Source organism: Dickeya fangzhongdai, from assembly GCF_002812485.1.
GTDB classification, from domain to species: Bacteria; Pseudomonadota; Gammaproteobacteria; order Enterobacterales; family Enterobacteriaceae; genus Dickeya; species Dickeya fangzhongdai.
On the sequence record NZ_CP025003.1, the window covers coordinates 2233218 to 2254703 of the forward strand.

The 21486-nt window shown below is 55.7% G+C and carries 20 protein-coding genes and 1 other annotated feature; of the genes, 7 read left to right on the forward strand and 13 right to left on the reverse strand.

Annotated features, from left to right (window positions below; all coding sequences use genetic code 11):
* Positions 1 to 280: 280 nt before the first annotated feature.
* On the forward strand, positions 281 to 2176 hold the full coding sequence (locus tag CVE23_RS10090; RefSeq protein WP_038918873.1) for an amidohydrolase: 1896 nt from the start codon (positions 281 to 283) through the stop codon (positions 2174 to 2176).
* A 131-nt stretch (positions 2177 to 2307) separates the two neighbouring features.
* Here CVE23_RS10090 and CVE23_RS10095 read toward each other — a convergent pair whose 3' ends face one another.
* The 10 genes from CVE23_RS10095 to hisL all read right to left on the reverse strand — a co-directional run bounded on the left by CVE23_RS10095 (position 2308) and on the right by hisL (position 10466).
* Positions 2308 to 2943: a hypothetical protein gene (locus tag CVE23_RS10095; RefSeq protein WP_174213741.1), complete on the reverse strand. Its 636-nt coding sequence runs from the start codon at positions 2941 to 2943 to the stop codon at positions 2308 to 2310.
* A gap of 247 nt (positions 2944 to 3190) precedes the next feature.
* The gene (gene hisIE, locus CVE23_RS10100) at positions 3191 to 3805 is read right to left on the reverse strand and encodes a bifunctional phosphoribosyl-AMP cyclohydrolase/phosphoribosyl-ATP diphosphatase HisIE (protein WP_100849456.1); all 615 of its coding nucleotides are present in this window, start codon (positions 3803 to 3805) and stop codon (positions 3191 to 3193) included.
* Positions 3799 to 4575, reverse strand: a complete 777-nt coding sequence (hisF, locus tag CVE23_RS10105; protein ID WP_038659291.1) for an imidazole glycerol phosphate synthase subunit HisF — start codon at positions 4573 to 4575, stop codon at positions 3799 to 3801. The genes hisIE and hisF overlap by 7 nt, the downstream gene beginning before the upstream one ends.
* Entirely contained in the window at positions 4557 to 5294 is a 738-nt protein-coding gene (hisA, locus tag CVE23_RS10110; protein ID WP_038659286.1) for a 1-(5-phosphoribosyl)-5-[(5-phosphoribosylamino)methylideneamino]imidazole-4-carboxamide isomerase, read from the reverse strand. The genes hisF and hisA overlap by 19 nt, the downstream gene beginning before the upstream one ends.
* A 6-nt stretch (positions 5295 to 5300) precedes the next feature.
* Positions 5301 to 5891, reverse strand: coding sequence for an imidazole glycerol phosphate synthase subunit HisH (gene hisH, locus CVE23_RS10115; protein WP_100849457.1), 591 nt, complete (start codon positions 5889 to 5891; stop codon positions 5301 to 5303).
* Positions 5891 to 6958, reverse strand: a complete 1068-nt coding sequence (hisB, locus tag CVE23_RS10120; RefSeq protein WP_100849458.1) for a bifunctional histidinol-phosphatase/imidazoleglycerol-phosphate dehydratase HisB — start codon at positions 6956 to 6958, stop codon at positions 5891 to 5893. The genes hisH and hisB overlap by 1 nt, the downstream gene beginning before the upstream one ends.
* A gap of 14 nt (positions 6959 to 6972) precedes the next feature.
* Positions 6973 to 8043, reverse strand: coding sequence for a histidinol-phosphate transaminase (gene hisC / locus CVE23_RS10125; protein ID WP_100849459.1), 1071 nt, complete (start codon positions 8041 to 8043; stop codon positions 6973 to 6975).
* Positions 8040 to 9350, reverse strand: a complete 1311-nt coding sequence (gene hisD, locus CVE23_RS10130; protein ID WP_100849460.1) for a histidinol dehydrogenase — start codon at positions 9348 to 9350, stop codon at positions 8040 to 8042. Before hisD ends, hisC begins: the two co-directional genes overlap by 4 nt.
* A 4-nt stretch (positions 9351 to 9354) precedes the next feature.
* Positions 9355 to 10254 carry an ATP phosphoribosyltransferase gene (gene hisG, locus CVE23_RS10135; protein WP_038659269.1) on the reverse strand — a complete coding sequence of 300 codons (900 nt, stop codon included), beginning with the start codon at positions 10252 to 10254 and terminating at the stop codon, positions 9355 to 9357.
* A 66-nt stretch (positions 10255 to 10320) separates the two neighbouring features.
* Positions 10321 to 10443, reverse strand: a sequence feature (His leader region).
* Positions 10419 to 10466: a his operon leader peptide gene (gene hisL / locus CVE23_RS22730; protein ID WP_107760798.1), complete on the reverse strand. Its 48-nt coding sequence runs from the start codon at positions 10464 to 10466 to the stop codon at positions 10419 to 10421. It overlaps the preceding feature by 25 nt.
* Positions 10467 to 10695: 229 nt before the next feature.
* Between hisL and CVE23_RS10140 the strand changes: the two genes are divergently transcribed.
* Entirely contained in the window at positions 10696 to 11517 is an 822-nt protein-coding gene (locus CVE23_RS10140; protein ID WP_038659265.1) for an SDR family oxidoreductase, read from the forward strand.
* Positions 11518 to 11662: 145 nt separating this feature from the next.
* Here CVE23_RS10140 and CVE23_RS10145 read toward each other — a convergent pair whose 3' ends face one another.
* The 3 genes from CVE23_RS10145 to CVE23_RS10155 form a co-directional block, all read right to left on the reverse strand.
* Entirely contained in the window at positions 11663 to 13621 is a 1959-nt protein-coding gene (locus tag CVE23_RS10145) for a methyl-accepting chemotaxis protein (RefSeq protein WP_100849461.1), read from the reverse strand.
* Between the two features lie 405 nt (positions 13622 to 14026).
* Entirely contained in the window at positions 14027 to 14752 is a 726-nt protein-coding gene (locus tag CVE23_RS10150; RefSeq protein ID WP_100849462.1) for a response regulator, read from the reverse strand.
* 24 nt (positions 14753 to 14776) lie between these two features.
* Entirely contained in the window at positions 14777 to 16372 is a 1596-nt protein-coding gene (locus tag CVE23_RS10155; protein ID WP_038918882.1) for an ATP-binding protein, read from the reverse strand.
* A gap of 427 nt (positions 16373 to 16799) precedes the next feature.
* Between CVE23_RS10155 and CVE23_RS10160 the strand changes: the two genes are divergently transcribed.
* The 5 genes from CVE23_RS10160 to citE all read left to right on the forward strand — a co-directional run bounded on the left by CVE23_RS10160 (position 16800) and on the right by citE (position 21448).
* Positions 16800 to 18167, forward strand: coding sequence for a 2-hydroxycarboxylate transporter family protein (locus tag CVE23_RS10160; RefSeq protein WP_038659253.1), 1368 nt, complete (start codon positions 16800 to 16802; stop codon positions 18165 to 18167).
* A gap of 64 nt (positions 18168 to 18231) precedes the next feature.
* Complete coding sequence (locus tag CVE23_RS10165) at positions 18232 to 19116, forward strand: fumarylacetoacetate hydrolase family protein (RefSeq protein WP_100849463.1); 885 nt, start codon at positions 18232 to 18234, stop codon at positions 19114 to 19116.
* A gap of 75 nt (positions 19117 to 19191) precedes the next feature.
* Positions 19192 to 20235, forward strand: coding sequence for a [citrate (pro-3S)-lyase] ligase (gene citC, locus CVE23_RS10170; protein WP_100849464.1), 1044 nt, complete (start codon positions 19192 to 19194; stop codon positions 20233 to 20235).
* Positions 20236 to 20267: 32 nt separating this feature from the next.
* Entirely contained in the window at positions 20268 to 20558 is a 291-nt protein-coding gene (gene citD, locus CVE23_RS10175) for a citrate lyase acyl carrier protein (protein ID WP_033568418.1), read from the forward strand.
* A complete protein-coding gene (gene citE, locus CVE23_RS10180) occupies positions 20558 to 21448 on the forward strand; it encodes a citrate (pro-3S)-lyase subunit beta (RefSeq protein WP_038918883.1) in 891 nt (296 codons plus the stop codon). Before citD ends, citE begins: the two co-directional genes overlap by 1 nt.
* The last annotated feature ends 38 nt before the right edge of the window (positions 21449 to 21486 follow it).

Consider the following 21486-nt stretch of genomic DNA (forward strand, 5'->3'; position numbering starts at 1 on the left):
CATGTTTTCCCGATGCAGACATACTGCCCGACCTTAGATTCATTGTTAATTACCTGAAAACACCATGACGATGGTGATACATAAAAAATGATAATTTAACTATTAAGCCGATATAGGCGCGACATGTTTCATGTAACGAAGATTTCACAAAAAACTTTTAAATATCAATAATGTTTTTTGATAAAAGTCATGGGTTGATTTCCCCAACTTGAAGAATTCTGCATTGTGGACCAGCTTTATATTGGTTTTTCTAAATAATTCATTGTTGGAAGGAAATTTTATGACGCAAGCATGCAATCATTCTGACAGTATTACCTGTTCCTGTTGTAGCCCGTTATGGAAGTCTTTCATTCCGGATATTACTATCAATATCTCCAATGATATCAATAAGGTGAATGCAGAAACCCTTATCTTCCGCATTGCGACGGGCGCGGATGGCGCCGCCGGGGGAACCATTCTGACACTGGAGAATGGTCAGAGCGCATCAGTCGAGGCGATGGGGATTCAGGACGGCATCATTGTCGCTACCGGGTCATATAATTATGTCAAAACGCAGATGCCGCCCGGTACGCAGGAACGTGTACTGTCGGGCAGCCAAACCCTCATTCCCGGTTTGATTGAACCCCACGTACATATCATTCCTACTGCGGTTCTAAATCTGGCAACGGACGTTGGCCCATTTATTGGACAGAATTTGCGCTCTCAGGTGGCGCAGAAGCCGGAAGATCAATACACCAGGCAATGGGTGACATCACAGTTAAAGCATGTCATGAAAAGCGGTCCGTATATGGGAGGATGGGTGATTGGTCATAATGTCGACCCCTCCCTTTTCCTTGGCGATGACAAGGCGTTCAATGCCACTATTCTCGATCAGGAAATAGGGACGGATAAGCCGGTTTTTATCATGAATGCGTCGATGCATCTTGCCTATATTAACAACCATGCGATCACTGTCGTTCAGCAGTACTATAAAGACAAAGGCCAGCCGATCACCATCAGTCCGGATGGTATTCTGGCTGAAATAGAAGGCATTGCCCCTGTTATCGCTGTGATTACCAGCAGCCAGAATCCGTTAACCTTCCCGTTCCAGTTAAACCAATCCATTGACAATATATTTGTGCAAGCCAGTCAGCGGGGCGTGACTTATTTATTTGATGCGGGGATTGAGCCCTGGGATGGAAAATCTCTGCTCAACCAGCCCTTGTTGTTGAAGTTAAAAGCACGCGCCAGCCGTTGTCCCACCAGAATTGGCGGGGCGCTGGTAGTGACAAGCCCTGATGATTTTAAAAACAAAATAAATAATCGATACCTCCCAAATACAGGTGATAGTCGCTTTAACCTGCCATGCATCAAGGTTGTTTCCGATGGGTCGAATCAGGGATTGACGGGATATCAACTACAGCCGTATTGCTGTGATAATAATTATGAAAAAAATGCATCAGAGCAGAATATTGGGGTCTTCAATTTTGATTACCCAACGGTATTTAATCATCTGGTGAGTGAAGCGGTTCAATATAACTGGCCGTTGATGATCCATGCCAATGGCGGGCAGGCGATTGATCGTACCCTGCTGGCCTTCAGGCAGGCCGGAGTGACACAGAGCACATATAACGAGCGGCGAGATCGCATGGAACATGCCTCCCTGCTTTCCGATCAGAATCTTGATGATATGAAAGCGCTAGGTATTTCCCCCAGCTTTTTAATCGGTCATGTAGGGTATTGGGGATGGGTATTTCAGCAGACTATTCTTGGCGAACAGCGCGCCAGTTTGCTTGACCGCTGCCAGTCCGCGTTAAAACAAGGCATGAGAATTACCCTGCATAGCGATAACAGCGTGACGCCGCTGGGGCCTCTGCGCATGATGGAGCAGGCGATTTCCCGTGTGATGGAAGGCGCGCCGGCTAATGGTGACTCGCCTGTGCTGAATGAGCAGGAATCCATTTCCCGGTTCGACGCGTTAAAAGCCATGACCTATGATGCCGCCTGGCAATGTCATGCTGAGCAATGGGTTGGGTCACTGACCGCCGGAAAATGCGCTGATTTTGTCATTCTGGCCGATTCTCCCATCACTTATCATAGCGCCGATAAAAATAACCCTGTGGCGGGTATGCGCGATATTCCCGTCCTGGAAACCTGGAAAGGCGGCTGGCAGACGTATCCAAAATCAGCGTCATAAATCCAGACCGTTGCACATCAGCTACAGGTCATTCCTGTAGCTGAATACGTAATTATTGATGCCGTTTACGCTCTGAGGATAAATACCGCAGCGTTTCTTTGGCAGTGAATCGACGACACACTGGTTCGGGATTATTTCGCCAGAAGCACGTAGGCGAGAATGGGCTCTATTTTTTGAGGAGAGCGCAGCCAAGTGTTGAAAACGTTACCTAGGCCCTTTTGCTTATATTCGGCATCGCAACTGCCCGATGTTCCTTTTACCCCGAGCCCAAAGGTGCCGCCGCCTTCCGCTTTGATTTGGCAGTGATGCTTACTGTTGAAATCACTGTAAAGCCAGCCTGGTTCTATCGTACTGAATTGAATTATGACACCGGGTTTTTCGATGGTCAGATATTGAGCTGCGTAAGTATATTCCGGTGTAATGCCGCAAAAGCTGTCCTGTTGCACGCAGGGTAGGGTTGTATATTTATTGGCGTCGAAAGTTTTGTATTCGGCAAATTGCATACCTCGATACCAGTACATCGCTTTGGCCGCATTCTCATCGGTAGCGCGGACTTTGGGATTAACAAGGATAAGTTTGTTCGGCGTTTCAGTTTGAATCTGTAGGCCGCCATTCTGGTACATGCTCAGTACCCGCGTATTATCCAGTCCGTTCTTTTTGATCAGGCTTTCCACTTTTGCGTCCGCCGCTGATGCACCCTGGCTAATCAGGGACGCCAGCACAGCACCTAACATCGTGAGTTTGTAGCCTCGTATTTTTTGTTGCATATCGTTTTCCTTGCTGGGTGAAATGGCCGCATCCTGCGATGCATTTCCGTCTCACAGGAGTGGGCCAGGTTGACTGCGATAGCGAAATTCTGCTGCGTCCGCAGCTGCTGTAAGCGAATAAAGTTTAATCAACGCGACACACGCAGACGCGGTTAAACCGGCCGAATATTTTGCCAAGGATGGGAAAGAACGGGGAAAGGGGGAAACGCTTCACCGGCGGGGGATGGCTGGTGAAGCGGATGACGCATTAGCGGTTATGACGCACTTTCAGGCGCTGAATGATCGTACCCAGATCCAACCCCTGATCCTGCAACAGCACCAGCAGGTGATAGACCAGATCGGAGGCTTCATTGGTCAATTCTTCACGGTCATGCACCGTGGCCGCCAGCGCGGTTTCCAGGCCCTCTTCACCGACCTTCTGGGCGATGCGCTTGGTACCGCTGGCGTACAGCTGGGCGGTATAGGAACTGGCCGGATCGGCGTGCTTACGCTCCGCCAGGAGTTGCTCCAGCTGGTACAAAAACTGCCACTGCGTTTCTGCCGGGTGGAAACAGCTGTTGTTGCCCAGATGGCAGGTCGGGCCAATCGGGTTGACCAGAATCAGCAGCGTGTCGTTGTCACAATCCGGCGTGATCGATACAACGTTGAGAAAGTGGCCGGAGGATTCGCCTTTGGTCCATAACCGCTGCTTGGTGCGGGAATAGAACGTGACGTTACCCGTCTCTTCCGTAACCCGTAACGCGTCCTGATTCATGTAGCCCAGCATCAGCACTTCGCCGGAAACCGCATGTTGTACGATGGCGGGTATCATGCCATCGGTTTTTTGCCAGTCGAGCTGGTTTCGCTGTTGTTCGGTTAACACACCCGGATCTCCACACCTTGTTGCTTAAGGAACTGTTTGAGTTCGCCAATATTGATGATTTGCTTATGGAATACCGACGCGGCCAGCGCGCCGTCCACCCCGGCGTCCTGAAACGCCTCAAGGAAGTGCTGCATGGTGCCGGCGCCGCCGGAAGCGATCAGCGGAACGCGGCAGACGTCGCGCACCTGCTTGAGTTGCGTCAGGTCATAGCCATTACGCACGCCGTCCTGATTCATCATGTTCAGTACGATTTCACCGGCGCCGCGTTTCTGTACTTCCTGCACCCAGTCGAGCGTTTCCCACTGCGTAACGCGGGTGCGCTTTTCATCGCCGGTATACTGATTGACATGATAGCGGCCGGTTTCGGCGTCATGCCAGGTATCGATGCCGACGACGATGCATTGTACGCCGTAGCGATCCGCCAGACGCGAGATCAGATCCGGATCCGCCAGCGCCGGCGAGTTAATGGAGATTTTATCCGCGCCGAAAGAGAGGATTTGCCCGGCGTCTTCCACGCTTTTGATGCCGCCAGCGACGCAGAACGGAATATCGATCACTTCCGCCACGCGGGACACCCAGCTTTTATCCACCACCCGGCCGTCGGATGACGCGGTGATATCGTAGAATACCAGTTCGTCGGCGCCTTCCTGCGCGTAACGTTGAGCCAGCGGTACGATATCGCCGATGATTTCGTGATTACGGAACTGTACGCCTTTCACCACCTGGCCGTCACGCACGTCCAGACAAGGGATTATCCGTTTTGCCAGCATGAAATCGCCTCCGTCACGTTGAATTTACCTTCCAGCAAGGCCCGACCGACAATCACGCCTTGTACGCCGCTGCCGCGTAGCGCGGCGATATCCGCCAGCGAGCCGATGCCGCCGGATGCCTGAAACGCCACCTGCGGATAGCGGGCGCTGATTTCACGGTATAGCTCGACGTTGGAGCCCTGCAGCGTACCGTCGCGGGAGATATCGGTACACAGCACGTGCTTCAGACCGAAGGGCAGATAACGTTCTACCGTTTGCTCCAGCGTGATGCCGGAATTTTCCTGCCAGCCGCTGATGGCGATGTTCTTCACGCCGTCGGCGTCAATACGGACATCCAGCGCCAGCACCAGCGCGTCCGCGCCATAGCGGGTGAACCATTGCTGCACCTGTTCCGGCTGTTTTACCGCGGTGGAGCCGATCACCACCCGGCTGGCGCCGGCAGCCAGCAATGCATCCACATCCTGCTCGGTGCGGATGCCGCCGCCAACCTGTACCGGCACGGAAACGCCGGCCAGCAAGGTTTTCAGCAACGGAATCTGGCGCGCCGCCGGATCTTTGGCGCCGGTCAAATCCACCAGATGCAGTACCTGCGCCCCTTGTTGCTGGTAATCCTGCAAGCGGGGCAGCGGGTCGCTGCCGTACTGGCGCTGTTGACCATAATCGCCCTGATGCAAACGGACTACCTGTCCATCAATCAGGTCTAATGCGGGAATAATCATGTCCGTTTACATCTCCAGAAAATTCTTCAGTAGCTGGGCACCCGCCGCGCCGGAGCGTTCCGGATGGAACTGGACGCCATAGAAGTTATCCTTCTGCACCGCGGCGGTAAAGGCATCGCCATAGTGGGACTGGGCAATGGTACTGGCGCAAACCGGCATGGCGTAGCTATGCACAAAGTAGAAGTACGAGCCGTCCGGAATATCGCGGAACAGGCGGTGACCGGCCTGCGGCGTCACCTGATTCCAGCCCATGTGCGGCAAGGGCAGGCCGCGATCGACCATCGGCACCACCGGCGTATCGATGAGACCCAGCGTATCCACGCCGTTATTCTCGTCGCTACGGCTGCCCAGCAACTGCATGCCGAGACAAATGCCCAGCACCGGCTGGGTACAGGCTTTAACCAGGCCGATCAACTGACGTTCGGCCAGTTGCTCCATCGCCGCCTGCGCGGTACCGACGCCCGGCAGAAACAGTTTATCGGCGCGCAGCACCACCTCCGGTTCGCGGCTGACCTGCGGGTCATACCCCAGCCGCTTGACCGCGTACATCACGGAAGACAGGTTGGCGCACCCGGTATCCAGAATCACCACATTCATCACAGCACTCCTTTGGAGCTGGGCAAGGTGTCGCCTTCCACCCGGATGGCCTGACGCAGCGCGCGGCCAAAGACCTTGAACAGGCTTTCGACACGGTGATGATCGTTGCGGCCCTTGGTTTTCAGGTGCAGCGTGCAACCCATCGCGTAGGAGAGGGAACGGAAGAAGTGTTCCACCATTTCGGTACTGAGATCGCCGACACGCTGATAGCTGAACTCCGCCTTGTATTCCAGATGCGGGCGGCCGGAGATATCGAGCGCGCAGCGCGCCAGACATTCATCCATCGGCAGCACAAAGCCGAAACGGCCGATGCCGCGTTTGTCGCCCAGCGCGCTATTCAGCGCTTCGCCCAGCGCCAGACCGGTGTCTTCCACCGTGTGGTGGTCGTCGATGTACAGATCGCCTTTTACGTCGATATTCATGCGAAAACCGCCGTGGGTGGCAATCTGATCCAGCATGTGGTCGAAAAAACCGACGCCGGTATGGATCTTGCTGCCGCCTTCGCGGTCCAGCCAGACGTTAACGTCAATGGCGGTTTCTCGGGTGACGCGGTTGACGTGGGCATGACGGTCGCGTTTGGTCAACTGGGTGGTAATTGCCTGCCAGTTAAGGCCGTCGCGCTGGTAACGCAGGCCGGTGATGCCCATGTTCTGCGCCAGCTGGACGTCGGTTTCGCGGTCGCCAATCACGTAGCTGTTGGCGCTGTCCATCACGTTGTCTTTCAGGAAAGCGTCCACCAGCGCGGTTTTCGGTTTGCGGCAGTCGCAGTTGTCGCCGGGGAAGTGCGGGCAAATCAGCACTCGCTCGAAACGCACGCCCTGCGAGGTGAAAATCTGTATCATCAGATTGTGCGGCGGATCGAAATCCTCCTGCGGGAAACTGCTGGTGCCCAGGCCGTCCTGATTGGTGATCATCACCAGTTTGAAACCGGCCTTTTGCAGGGAAAGCAGCGACGGAATGACATCCGGCTCCAGCGCCAGCTTATCCAGTCGGTCTACCTGAAAGTCCTCGGGCGGCTCGGCAATCAGCGTGCCGTCACGGTCGATGAAAAGATACTTTAATCCCACGGTGATTCCTCAAATTATGCCGTTTTGCCGGACAACGCCTGCAATGCGCTGATGACGCGCTCGCACTCGTAGCGGTTGCCGATGGTAATGCGCAGACAACCCGCCAGCCCCGGCTGTTTGTTCTGATCGCGTAAAATAATGCCCTGATCCCACAAAGTTTTGAAGACGGTTGGCGAATCGGCGAAGCGCACCAGCAGGTAGTTGCTTTCGCTGGCGTATACCGTTTCTACGTTCGGCAGGGTTTTCAGCGATTCACTCAGCCAGCGGCGGTTTTCGCTCACCTCGGCCACATTGCGGCGCATGTCAGCCAGCCCGGCCTCGCTCAGCGCCTGCGCGGCGATATCCGCTACCGGCAGCGCCAGCGGGTAGGGGGCGATCACTTTGAGCAGCAGTTGAATCACCTCGGCGCTGGCGAGGGTGAAACCGCAACGCAGGCCGGCAAGGGCGAACGCTTTGGACATCGTGCGCAACACCACCTGATGCGGGTATTCCGCCAGCCAGCCGACCGTGCTCGCCTGCGGGCAAAACTCGATATAGGCTTCGTCGATGGCGACGATGGCCCGACCGCGCGCCAATTCCAGCAGGCGACGCAGATCCTCCGGGTTGATCAGGTTGCCGGTCGGGTTGTTGGGCGAACAGACATAAATTACTTTGACGTTATCCAGCGCGCCTTCGATAGCGGCCAGGTCCAGTTGCCAGTCGACGGTCGACGGCACGACACGGCGCTCCACGCCGAAGGTTTCGGCGCTGACGGCGTACATGCCGTAGGTCGGCGGGCAGAACAGAATGGCGTCTTTGCCCGGTTCGCAGAACGCGCGGATCAGCAGTTCGATGCCTTCGTCCGCGCCGCGGCTCGCCAGCACCTGCTCCGGTTTCACCCCGGCATAGGCGGCATAGCGTTCAATCACCTGCACGGGCTGGCATTCCGGGTAACGGTTCAGCGTCTGCAAGGTCAGTTGGTACTGCGGCGCTTGCGGGTATTCGTTGGCGTTCAACCAGACATCGCCATTACCGCCCAGACGGCGCGCGGATTGATACGGGGTCAGGCGGCGGACGTTGTCGCGAGCCAGATTCTCAATACTCATGCTTGCTCCTTGAGGGCGTTGACGCGCAGGGTAACGGCGTTTTTGTGGGCGGTCAGCTGTTCGGCTTGCGCCATGATTTCAATGGTTGACGCCAGCCCCAGCAAACCTTGCGGCGACAGCTGTTGTACCGTCATGCGTTTCTGGAAATCCGCCAGTCCCAGACTGGAGTAGGTGGCGGTGTAGCCGTAGGTCGGCAGCACGTGGTTGGTGCCGGAGGCATAGTCGCCGGCAGATTCCGGTGACCAGTCACCCAAAAATACCGACCCGGCGCTGGTGATGCGCTCGACAAGCGTTTCGGCATTACGGGTCTGGATAATCAGGTGCTCCGGGCCGTATTGATTGCTGATGTCGATGCACTGGTCCAGATCGCGCGCCACGATCACCCGGCTGCTGGCCAGCGCCTGACGGGCGATGTCCGCGCGGGACAGCGTTGCCAACTGGCGTTCCACCGCGTCGATTACCGCCTGCGCCATGCCGGCATCCGGCGTCAGCAGGATGACCTGCGAATCCGGGCCGTGCTCCGCCTGCGACAGCAGGTCGGAGGCGACAAAATCCGGCGTGGCGCCGCTGTCGGCAATCACCAGCACTTCGGACGGACCGGCCGGCATGTCGATGGCTGCACCGTCAAGCAACTGGCTAATCTGACGCTTGGCTTCCGTCACATAGGCATTGCCGGGGCCGAAAATCTTGTCCACCTTCGGCACGCTGTCGGTGCCGAACGCCATCGCGGCAATCGCCTGCGCGCCGCCCAGTTGGAATACTTCCTGTACGCCGCACAGTTTTGCCGCATACAGGATCTCGTCGGCGATCGGCGGCGGCGAACACAGAATCACGCGCCGGCAGCCGGCGATGCGCGCCGGAGTCGCCAACATCAATACCGTGGACAGCAGCGGAGCGGAGCCGCCCGGAATATACAGACCGACGCTGGCGATCGGCCGGGTTACCTGCTGGCACCGCACGCCCGGTTGGGTTTCCACATTGATCGACGGCAGTTTCTGCGCGTTGTGGAAGGTTTCGATGTTACGAACGGCGGTCGCCATCGCCTGTTTGATGTCGTCGCCCAGTCGTGCAACGGCGGCGTCAATCGCTTCGGCGGATACGCGCAGGCTGTCGACCTGCACCTTGTCAAAGCGGGCGCTGTACTCACGCAGCGCGGCATCGCCGTCATCACGCACCTTGGCCAGAATCTCGCCGACAATCGCGCTGATGCGATCGGAAGCGGAGATGGCCGGGCGGGTCAGCAACCGGCGCTGCTCCTCTTCGGTGCAGGTCTGCCAGTCAATCAGGGTGTTGAAGCGGTTGCTCATGGCGTTACTCCATCATCTTCTCAATCGGCAACACCAGAATAGAGCTGGCGCCCAGCACTTTCAGTTTTTCCATGGTTTCCCAAAACAGGGTTTCGCTGCTGACCATGTGCATGGCGACGCGATTCTGATCGCCGGCCAGCGGCAGAATGGTGGGGCGTTCGGCGCCCGGCAACAGCGCGATGACTTCGTCCAGACGCTCGCTGGGCGCGTGCAGCATAATGTACTTGGATTCACGCGCCTGAATCACGCCCTGCATACGGGTCAACAGTTTGTCGATAAGCTGTTGTTTCTCGGCCGGCATCTCGCCGTCGCGCTGAATCAGGCAGGCTTTGGAGCGGTAAATCACCTCGACTTCCCGCAGGCCGTTGGCTTCCAGCGTCGCGCCGGTGGAAACCAAATCGCAGATGGCGTCAGCCAGGCCGGCGCGCGGCGCCACTTCTACCGAGCCATTGAGCAGACAGGATTTGAAATTGACGCCTTGCTTATCGAGGTACTGTTTGAGCAGGTGCGGGTAGGAGGTAGCGATACGTTTGTTGTGCAGACATTGCGGACCGGTGTATTCCTCGTCGAGCGGCATCGCCAGCGACAGGCGGCAACCGCCGAAATCCAGACGGCGCAGCGTGAAGTAGCGCGGGTCTTCGCCCTGTGCGCGACGGTTGAGCAACTCTTCTTCCAGCACGTTTTCGCCGATGATGCCCAAATCCACCACGCCATCCATGACCAGCCCCGGAATATCGTCATCGCGTACGCGCAGAATATCGATAGGCATGTTTTCGGCAAACGCGATCAGGCGCTGCTGGTGCAGATTGATTTTAATGCCGCAGCGGGCCAGCAGTTCCCGGGAGTCGTCGCTCAGGCGGCCTGATTTCTGCATCGCGATACGTAAACGTGTTTTATCCAGCATGTGAACCTCAATTTATCCTGTCTGTGATGCCTGTTAAGCAGGCTTTTTTAAAAAATTCCGGCCCAAAAAAAAAAGCCCCCGGAATCGATCTTCCGGGGGCTTTTCTTACGCGTTTACCGCCACTGGAAGATCTGAGTGTCTTCCAGCACCTATCGCCTGAAAGACTAGTCAGGGTGATGGTGATGATGGTGGTTGAATTTAACGCGTAACATGAATTCGTCTCTTTGTCGTCAAAGTAGAGTGATGTTGTCTGTTGGTTAACCTAAACCATGTTGATGTGGTAGCGCAACATTTTTTTACCCCACAGTGTACAAATCATATTGTGTACAAATTATCGTGCGTGCAAATCACATTGCCGCCAGATGGGCGATAAGGGTACATAATGAAAAGCGCGGAATAGGCATCCGGAAACAGAAACGCCGGAAGGGCAGGAGAACGACGATGAAAAAGGTAGCGATAATCGGACTGGGCTGGCTGGGTATGCCGCTGGCGTTGGCCTTACAGAGCCGGGGGTATCGGGTGGTGGGCAGCAAGAGCACCGATGATGGCGTGACGGCGGCGCGGCTGTCCGGTGTGGAGTGCTATCGCCTGTGCCTGACGCCGGAGCTGGAGTGCGAACCGGACGAACTGGACATACTGCTGAACGTGGACACGCTGATTATCACTCTGCCGCCGGGGCGCCTTGAGCGGGCTGGCGGCGCTTATCTGCAGGCGGTGCAGCAGGTGGTAAACAGCGCGCTGGCGCTGGGGGTGCCGCGCATTATGTACACCAGTTCCATTTCGGTCTACGGACCGCTCAGCGGCCGGGTGAAAGAAAACAGTCCGTTGCAGCCGGAAACCGGTACGGGCAAGGTCTTACTGGCGCTGGAGCAGTGGCTGCACGCGTTGCCTCATACCGAGGTGGATATTTTGCGGCTGGCCGGGCTGGTGGGGAGCAATCGCCATCCGGGGCGCTTTCTTGCCGGACGGCGCGATCTACCGGATGGCAGTCACGGCGTGAATCTGGTCCATCTGGAGGACGTGATCGGCGCGATTACGCTGTTGCTGCAGCGTCCGCATGGCGGGCATCTCTACAACCTGTGCGCGCCGGCGCATCCGGCTAAACAGGATTTCTATCCGGCGCAGGCGCGCCAGATGGGGATGGAGCCGCCACAGTTTCTGCCGGGCGACCCCGCGCAGGCCCGATTGATTGACGGGCAACGGATCTGCAGCGAACTGGGGTTTGAGTATCAGCACCCGGACCCGATGACGATGGTGTTTTAGGCCGGGTGGCGGCGGTTTCCTCATTAACATCCGTCCGCCATCTCTGGTTTTCGTGTGTATCAAAAAGAAACGGCCCGCCAGAAGCGGGCCGTTTGTCAGGATAACGTCTGAACTATCAAGTCAACGCGACCACAAGTCAGCGCGCTCAAAAGGAAGCCCAGTCGTCCTGATGATTTTTAGCGGCCGGTTTCGCCGATGCCTTACCGGCGGCGGGCAGAGCCTGCAGCGGGCGGCGCGGGTTATTTAGCGCAGCAGGGCGCGGTGACGTCGCCGGGGATTCGGACAACCGGAACGTGGCGACCAGTTTTTCCAACAGCATCGCCTGTTCTTCCAGCGCATTGGCGGCAGAGGATGACTGCGAAACCAGCGCGGCGTTTTGCTGCGTGGTGCTGTCCAGTTCGGTTATGGCGCGGGAGATCTGTTCGATACCGCGGCTTTGCTCTTCCGAGGCGGAGGAAATCTCGCCCATAATATCGTTAACGCGGGATACCGAGTTGACGATGCTCTCCATGGTTTGTCCCGCTTCCGCTACCAGCGTACTGCCGGCATTGGTTCTTTCCACGGATTCGGCAATCAGGGCGGCGATATCTTTGGCGGCCTGAGAGCTACGCTGGGAAAGGCTGCGCACCTCGCCGGCCACCACGGCAAAACCACGTCCTTGTTCGCCGGCGCGAGCGGCTTCCACGGCGGCGTTCAGCGCCAGAATGTTGGTCTGGAAAGCGATGCTATTGATGACCGCGGTGATATCGGCGATTTTCCTCGAGCTGGCGGCGATATCATCCATAGTTTTCACCACGTTTTGCACCACTTCGCCGCCTTTATGCGCATTTTGGGATGCGTCGGAAGCAATCTGGCTGGCATGACGGGCGTTTTCCGTGTTGTTCTTCACCGTTGACGTCAGTTCTTCCATGCTGGCGGCGGTTTGCACCACGGCGGCGGATTGCTGTTCGGTTCGGGAGGCGAGATCGCTATTGCCGGCGGCAATGTCGGCGGCAGAATGGGTGACATGACCAACGCTGTCGCGGACATCGGAAATCATCTGACGCAGACGGTCGTTCATGGCGGCCATCGCGGCGGTCAGCTTGCCCAGTTCATCGTGGCGATCGACGTTGATAGTGGCGGTCAGGTCGCCGCTGGCGATGCGTTCCGCCAGCATCAGGTTATGCATTACCGGGCGGGTGATCTGGCGAATGATATAGACGGCAATCAGGATACCGATGATCACCGCGATCAACCCGATCAGCAGTGTAATGTTGGCTGAACCGTACGCCAGCGCATCGTTCTGGTTTTTCACCGTCGTGATCAGAGATTTGATCACCGCGCTGCTTTTATCCCCGCCGGTTTTCACGGCATTTTCCGCTTTTTTCAGATCGCTCCAGGCACGGGAATAGTCCTGATTCTGCGAGGCGTATTGCCCGGTGTATTTCCAGAGATCTTCCACCAGTTTCTGCGTTTCGCCGGAGAGCGTCGGCAGCAGAGCCTGATAAGCCTTCTGCACCTCGACATAGCGGCTGCTAAACGCCTTGGCGGCATCGTCAGTGCCGGTAAGCTGCAATTCATACGAGAGGTTCTTCAGCGACGCGGTGGCGTAAGCCAATTCATCCACGCGCTGGTACAACGCGGTGTCCAGTTGCTGATTTTGCAGGCCGTCGCGAAAACTTTTGACGGCATCCTGCGCATTCAGCGTGGCGATCTGCTTTCTCAGCGCGACCACCTGTTGCGTGGCGGCTGACATATCTGCGACCGATTTCTGGAAATCCACCATGATCTTATCCAGATCATTGATGTAACCGAGTTCGTCGCTGTGCCAGGAGAGCGTGTGGGCGCTTTGGGTCAGGTCGGCGGCGTGTTTGACGAAGCCGGTCAGAACGGTTTGCGTGCTGTCGTCCGGAGTATAGAAATATTTCAGGCGGTTGATTTTGGCCTGGAAGACTTCAATGTTGATGTTGTAAATCAGATTGGTTTTTTCGTAGATATCGCGAATGTCGCGAAAGCGTATCGCGCTGAGTGAGGAAGCCATTACCACCAGCAATAACACTACGCCGAATCCCAGGTAGAGTTTGTGAGAAATTTTGGTATTTTTTATCGTGCTGCTGAACCCCATTGCCGTACTCCTTGAAATAAATTACCTGAGTGTTGTTATTGGTCTGGTGCTGTGAACGTCGGTGGTGCATAAGCCACGTTTTTGCGACGTCCGGTCAGTGTGTTATCGGTGCCTGCAGTATAGAGATTTAGTTGTACTTGCGCTGCTTGATAGTTTTTTGTGACGTGAGGCTGTTTATCTGGCGAAATGCCTAAGTACGTTAGGTCTGTTGACTGAAATCGACGGCCGGCTGGAAACGCGCCATTCTGCCGCTTACCGAGCCACCGCACACCCCTGGCATGCTGGTATCACAGGGGCTTTCATACCGTGAACACATACCGTGAAGAGGCGGCTGGTGAGGGGGAACGCCATACCGACAAGAGGCGGTCGGTATGGCGGGCAGGAAAGGGCGCTCGAACGCGCGTGTCAGTCCAGGTGTTTTTTGCGGTAGAGGCGCCGGGGGTGGCCAATCTTGCCGTAGCGCATTTCTACATCCAGAAAATGGTTTTCAAGCCCGAACTCCAGATAACGCCGGGCGGTGGTTTTGCTTAATCCGGTTTTTTCCACCACTTCATCCACGGAGAACAGGGCTTGTGGATCGTCCTGAAAGATCTGTTTGATCAGACTAAGGGTGTTTTCTTCGATGCCTTTGCTGCCCGGCCCGTTAGGTATGGTAGACGCCTGCAACTGATAAAGCACGTCCACGTTCTGCTGATCGACGACCTTGTAGGTATGCTGGGTTTTGACGAACTGGATAAAGCGCTCCAGCGATGAGCGCAGCCGCGGATAGGACACCGGCTTGATGATGTAATCAAAGGCGCCGCACCGAATGGCTTGCGCGCAGGTGTTCATGTCGCTGGCGGCGGTGATGAAAATCACCGAACAGTTGATGCTGCGCATCAGGTCGCTTTCGATCAGCTGAACGCCTTCGCCGTCCGGCAGGTAGTTATCCAGCAGCATCAGACGGGGTTTGTACTGTTGCAGCATGCGTTTGGCTTCGTTCAGGGTTGACGCAGTGCCCACCACCCGCAGCGCGAAATTCTTTTCGATAAATTCCGCGTGGATATTTGCCAGCTTTCTTTCATCTTCAACGATCAGTACGTCGAAGTTTTCAATGGTTCGTTCAGTCGGCATGGTGCTCGCAATCGGCATGGTGCTCGTATTCCCTGTTTTTGGTTATATGGTGGTTTTTGGAATGAAAATAGAAAAAATAGCGCCGTGAGGCGAATTGTCAGAAACCTCGATCACACCCTGTGCCTGGCTGACATAGCTGGAAACCAGATGCAGGCCCAGCCCGTGATCGCCTTCCTGTTTGCTGGTGACGCCCATTTCAAATACCCGATCCGCAATGGCGGGGTCAATCCCTGTACCTTGATCGGCGACTTCAATGACCAGTTCCTGCTCACCATCGTGGATATACACTTCGACAGGATGGTAAGCCGGGGTACTGGCCAGTGTGGCTTCTACTGCATTATCGATTAAATTCCCAATAATTGACATCAACTCTGTTTCACTGAGGGACGCAGGGATGCCGCTGAGCTGGCAGCGCGGATCAAAACGCAGTTCGATGCCTTTTTCTCGGGCGCTGGCGTATTTACCCAGCAGCAGGCCGCAAAGCGCCGGGGAACAAAAGCGGCTGGAGATAAAATCCAGCACTACCTGCGCCCCTTCGGACTGCGCCTCAATGTAACGCACGGCTTCATCATAACGGCGTAAATGCAACAGCCCGGCCAGCGTGGCGGTCCAGTTCAGTTGTTCGTGCCGCAGAATGCGCAAGCTGTTGGCGTAGCGTTTCACCTGGCTGAGCTGCATGCTCAGGGTGTGGAGGTCGTTCTTGTCGCGAAAACTGATGACCCAACCTTGCAGTTCGTCCTCCAGCATAATGCGTACGCGGCTGGCGATAACCGTAATCTGGTTGAAGCGGCAGATCTCATCATGGGTATCGTTGACCCAGATGTCTTTATTGGAGAAAAACGGCACCGGCGCGATGACATCATCGATCGGTTTACCGCGTAACTGATATGAGGGCATGGTCAGACCAAGCAAATCTTTTGCCGCATGGTTGATCACCGCGATGTTACGCTGCTTGTCGATGGCGATCACGCCTTCATAAATGGACTCCAGCAACGCCTTTTGCTGCCTGACCAGCAACCGGATTTCCAGCGGCTCCAGCCCGAACATCTGCTTTTTCAGGTTACGGGAAAACCACCAGGAGAAAAAGAACAAGGCGACCAGCATGGCGACGATCGCCAGGCCGACATGGGCGACTTTACTGAATGTCAGGTTGTCGATGCGCTTTTTCAGATACCCCACCGAGACAATGCCGATAACCTGATCGCCTTCCATGATCGGCGCTTTACTGCGCAGCGAAATACCGATGGCGCCACGGCGCAGCGTGATGGTGCTTTGCCCTTCCAGCACCTCTTTGTTATCGCCGCCGATCATTTCGGTGCCGAGCAGCGAGGGTTCTTCCGAGTGATAAAGGTGGGTGGCGTTGCGATCGCCGATAACGATAAAGCTGGCGTCGCTGCGTGCTTTGATTTGGTCGACCAGGTCGTCGATGGTGGCGGTGTCGCCGTGTTTTACCGCCTCAACCAGTGAGGGAATAATCGCGATTTCACGCGCCTGAATCTGCGCCCGGCTGCCCAGTTCATCATAAAGTTGCTGGTCTACCGCCCGGTAATAGTAAAGCCCCGCGGTGATAAGCAGCAGAGAAAAAAAGATCATCAGGTAGATGAACAGCTTGAGATGGAACGGTAGCCTGACAGTCATAATGTGCTAATCACCGGTAAAGCGCGGAAACGAAGATGGCTAATTTATCATGAAAGGCGTACAAGAAAGGGTATAAAAAATAGTCTTGTGAAGCGCTCCGCGTAAATTGTGAAAATAGTATTCTTATTTCTGCATTTTTAAATAAAGCGTAAATTAAGCGTCACGGACAGAGGACATTTTAATTACTTTTTTTCAACATATAATTCCATCGACGGAATAGGTGCCATTCGCTTCATAAAAACCATAAAAACCACGAAAATAATCCTCGCTTGATGATCTTTTATTTTATTGATTTATAATCGAAAATTAATAAAAACCATAAAAACCATAAGCACCATTAAAACTCATTTTTTAATTTGAGGATTGTCACATAATAATTGGTGTTGAGCTCTTACTATGCCCGGGAAAATAACAAGGGGAGAAAGTTATGAGTACCACTGATGATTCTTATATCGTTGTAAAAGATGAGGCCTCTGGGAAGGTTTCATTAAAAGAAAAATGGTGGCATGTTCTGGATAACTATAAAATTGGTGTTATTCCAGTGCCGCTGTTTATCCTTGCCGGGCTATTGATTGCACTGGACTGCCTTGAAGGGAAACTGCCCAGCGATATCGTGGTGATGGTCGCCACGCTGGCGTTCTTCGGTTTTGCCTGTGGTGAGTTCGGTAAGCGTTTGCCGCTTATCGGCAAAATGGGTGCGGCGGCTATCTGCGCCACCTTTATTCCGTCTGCGCTGGTGTATTACGGCCTGCTGCCGCAGGTAGTTGTAGACTCCACCACCAAATTCTATAAATCCACCAACATTCTGTATCTGTATATCTGCTGCATTATCGTCGGCAGCATCATGAGCATGAACCGGCAGACGCTGATTCAGGGCTTCCTGCGTATTTTTTTCCCCATGCTGTGCGGTGAAATAGTGGGCATGATTGTCGGTATGGGCGTCGGCATTATGCTGGGGATGGACCCGTTCCAGATCTTCTTCTTCCTGGTGCTGCCGATCATGGCTGGCGGCGTGGGTGAAGGGGCGATTCCGCTTTCTATCGGTTACGCCACGCTGCTGCACATGGAACAGGGCGTCGCGCTGGGCCGTATCCTGCCAATCGTCATGCTGGGCAGCCTGACCGCTATCGTTCTTGCCGGTGTACTGAATCAACTGGGTAAACGTTATCCGCACCTGACCGGTGAAGGCGACCTGATGCCGAACAAGGCAAACGGCACCGAACAGGCTCCGGCCACACTCACCAGCACGCTGAGCGGCAAAATGGACCCGGCCAATCTGGCTGCGGGCGCTCTGCTGGCTATCTTGCTGTACATGATCGGTATGCTGGGCTACAAGCTGATTGGTCTGCCGGCCCCGGTAGGCATGCTGTTCGCCGCGGTGATCGTGAAACTGCTCAATGGTGCGTCTCCGCGTCTGCTGGAAGGCTCCCAGGTGGTTTACAAATTCTTCCAGACGTCTGTGACCTATCCGATTCTGTTCGCCGTTGGTGTGGCGATCACGCCGTGGGAAGAACTGGTGCACGCGTTCACCATTACCAACCTGCTGGTGATTGTTTCCACCGTGGTAGCGCTGGTTACCACCGGTTTCTTCGTCGGCAAGAAAATCGGTATGCATCCGATTGATGTTGCCATCATCTCCTGCTGCCAGAGCGGGCAGGGCGGTACCGGCGACGTGGCTATTCTCACCGCCGGCAACCGTATGGTGCTGATGCCATTCGCTCAGATTGCTACCCGTATTGGTGGGGCAATCAACGTCTCCGTGGCCTTGCTGGTTCTTGGCAAGTTCCTGGTGTGACGGTTGTATGACAAAAACAAATAACGCCGCGATAGCAAGCGGCCTTATTTAAACAGGAAAGATTATGAAACTTGCAAGTTACCGCCATCACGGCAAAAACAGCTACGGGATCCACACGCCTGCGGGCCTGATTGATTTGGGAAGCCGGCTCGGCGACCGTTATTCGGACCTGAAAGCGTTGCTGGCTGGCGATGCGCTCCAGGAAGCTGCGGCTTTCCAGAGCGAGACTCCGGACGTCGCCGTGGCAGACGTGACCTTCCTGCCGGTGATTGTGGCGCCGTCCAAAATCCTGTGCGTCGGCATGAACTACGCCGACAAACGTAAAGAGTTCAACGAACAGAACCCGGCGCCGACGCTGTTTGTGCGTTTCGCCGACTCGCAGACCGGCCACGGCACCCAGGTGCTCAAGCCGCACTACTCCAGCGAGTTCGACTATGAAGGCGAGCTGGCGGTCATCATCGGTAAAGATGGTCAGAACATCAGCCGCGACGAAGCGCTGTCGTTTGTCGCCGGTTACAGCTGCTATATGGACGGTTCCGCCCGCGACTGGCAGCACAGCTGGTTTACCGCCGGTAAGAACTGGCAGAAAACCGGTGCGTTCGGGCCTTACCTCACTACCCGTGACGAAATTCCGGATCCGCACGCGCTGGCCATCCGTACCTACCTGAACGGCCGCATGGTACAGGACGACAATACCGCCAGCATGATTCACAAAGTGGCGGATCTGATTGAGTACATCAGTACCTTCACCGCGCTGAGCGCCGGTGACGTGATTATTACCGGTTCGCCTGGCGGCGTCGGTAAGAAACGTACTCCGCCGCTGTTCATGAAACCGGGCGACAGCATTGAAGTGGAAATTGAAAACGTGGGTCACCTGCGCAACACCATTGGTGAAGTCGCTCAGCCGGTGAAAACCCCGCGAGCGGCACCCGCCGCTGTGGGGCACTGACAGGCATCGCCTCCGGTTCGCCGGAGGCGTCGACCCCACGAGTTATGTGGTACAGCAAAAAGCAGGATAACCGTTATGTACGCCGATGAGAGTTTTACTTTTTCCACGCTGGATGTTCGCGTCCAACCCCGTGAAGTGGCTGAAGTCAGTCAGTTTCTCGGGATGTGCCAGTTGGGCATGGACAAGGATATCGAGTTTTTTGTGGTGGGCAGGCATAACGGCCAACTGGTTGCCTGTGCCGGGTTGTGCGCGAATACCATCAAGTGTGTGGCGGTGGATCCCGGCTATCGTGACCTCAACCTGGGGGTGAAAGTGGTGAACGAGGTGGTGCAGTTCGCTGCCGAACGTGGCCAGTTCCATCTGTTTCTCTACACCCGCCCCTGCAATATCACGGTTTTCCGCGGTTGCGGTTTCTACCCGCTGGCCTGTTATGAAGACAAGGCCGTGTTGATGGAAAATACGCCTATCGGCATCAAACAGTATTGCCAGTCCCTGGCGACACAGGTCAAACCGGGTCGGGATATCGGCACCATCGTGATGAACGCCAACCCGTTCACGCTGGGGCATTGTTATCTGGCGGAGCAAGCCGCCCGCGCCTGTGACTGGCTGCATATTTTCGTGGTGCGGGAAGATGTGTCCTTTTTCCCGTTCACCGAACGGCTGGACATGGTACGTCAGGGGGTGGCGCACATCCCGAATCTGACGGTTCACGCCGGGTCGGAATACATGATCTCCAAAGCCACGTTTCCGGGCTATTTCCTGAAAGAAGAGCAACTGATTACTCAGGCCCATGCGGCGCTGGATCTGATCATCTTTCGCCAGTACATCGCACCGGCGCTCGGTATTACCCGGCGCTTTGTCGGCACAGAACCCTTCTGCCCGGTAACGCACCGTTATAACCAGGATATGCACCACTGGCTGGAGCAGGCCGGGCAGGTTGCCGCGCCGGCGCTGGAAGTGGTGGAAATTGAACGCACTCGCGAACACTCCGGCCTGGCGATTTCCGCCTCTGAAGTGCGCCGGTTACTGAAGCTGCGTCAGTTTGAACATATCCGCGAGATCGTCCCGGCGACTACGTTTGCGCATTTACAACGCTATGGCGAACTCGCCTGTGCGTAACGTGTTTTTAATGTATTAAGCAGGTAAACAACATGAAAATTATCAAGGAGGCCCTGGCGGGCACCTTTGAATCCAGCGACTTGCTGGTCAAGGTGGCGCCGGCGGAAGGCCAGTTGACCGTGGTGATAAACAGTGAAGTCATCAAACAGTTTGGCGCACAGATCAAGCAGGTGGTGAACGACACCCTGAGCACGCTGGGCGTAGAGTCCGGCACCATCGTGGTTGAAGACAAGGGCGCGCTGGATTGCGTAATTCGTGCCCGGGTGCAGAGCGCCGTGCTGCGTGCCGCCGATGTTGATCAGATTGACTGGGAGAAACTGTGATGAGCACCACTCAGCCGAAAAAACTGCGCCGTAGTATGCTGTTCCTGCCGGGCGCGAATGCCGCCATGTTGTCCAACGCTTTCATCTACAAACCGGACTCCATCATGTTTGACCTGGAGGACGCCGTTTCCCTGCGTGAGAAAGATACCGCGCGCCTGCTGGTTCACCATGCGTTGCAGCACCCGATGTATCAGGGCATCGAAACCGTGGTGCGTATCAATCAGCTCAATACTCCGTTCGGTCTTAAGGATCTGGAAGCGTCTGTGCGAGGCGGCGCGGATGTCATCCGTTTGCCGAAAACCGACTCTACCGACGATGTCGCCGAGCTGGAACACCATCTGGCGCGCATCGAAAAAGAGTGCGGTCGTGAAGTCGGTTCGACCCGCATCATGGCGGCGATCGAGTCCGCGGTCGGGGTGATCAATGCCGTGTCTATCGCCCGCTCCTCCGAGCGCATGATCGGCATCGCGCTGGCGGCGTTCGACTATGTGATGGATATGCAAACCGAACGCGGCGACGGCACCGAGTTGTTCTATGCCCGCTGCGCGGTGCTGCATGCCGCTCGCGCTGCCGGTATCGACGCCTTTGACGTGGTGTACTCCAACGTCAACGACGAAGAAGGGTTCCTGAAAGAAGTGGAACTGATCCGCAAACTGGGCTTCAACGGCAAATCGCTGATCAACCCGCGCCAGATTGAACTGCTGCACAACGCCTACGCGCCGACTCAGGATGAGGTGGACTACGCTCATCTGGTCATCAAGGCGGCGGAAGACGGCGAACGCGCTGGTTTGGGGGTAATTTCGCTGAACGGAAAAATGATCGACGGCCCGATTATCGACCACGCCCGCCGGGTGGTGGAGCGTGCGCTGGCCTCCGGCGTGCGCAAATAAACGCAGGCCGGGTAACCGGATGGAGTCTGGTTTGTAAT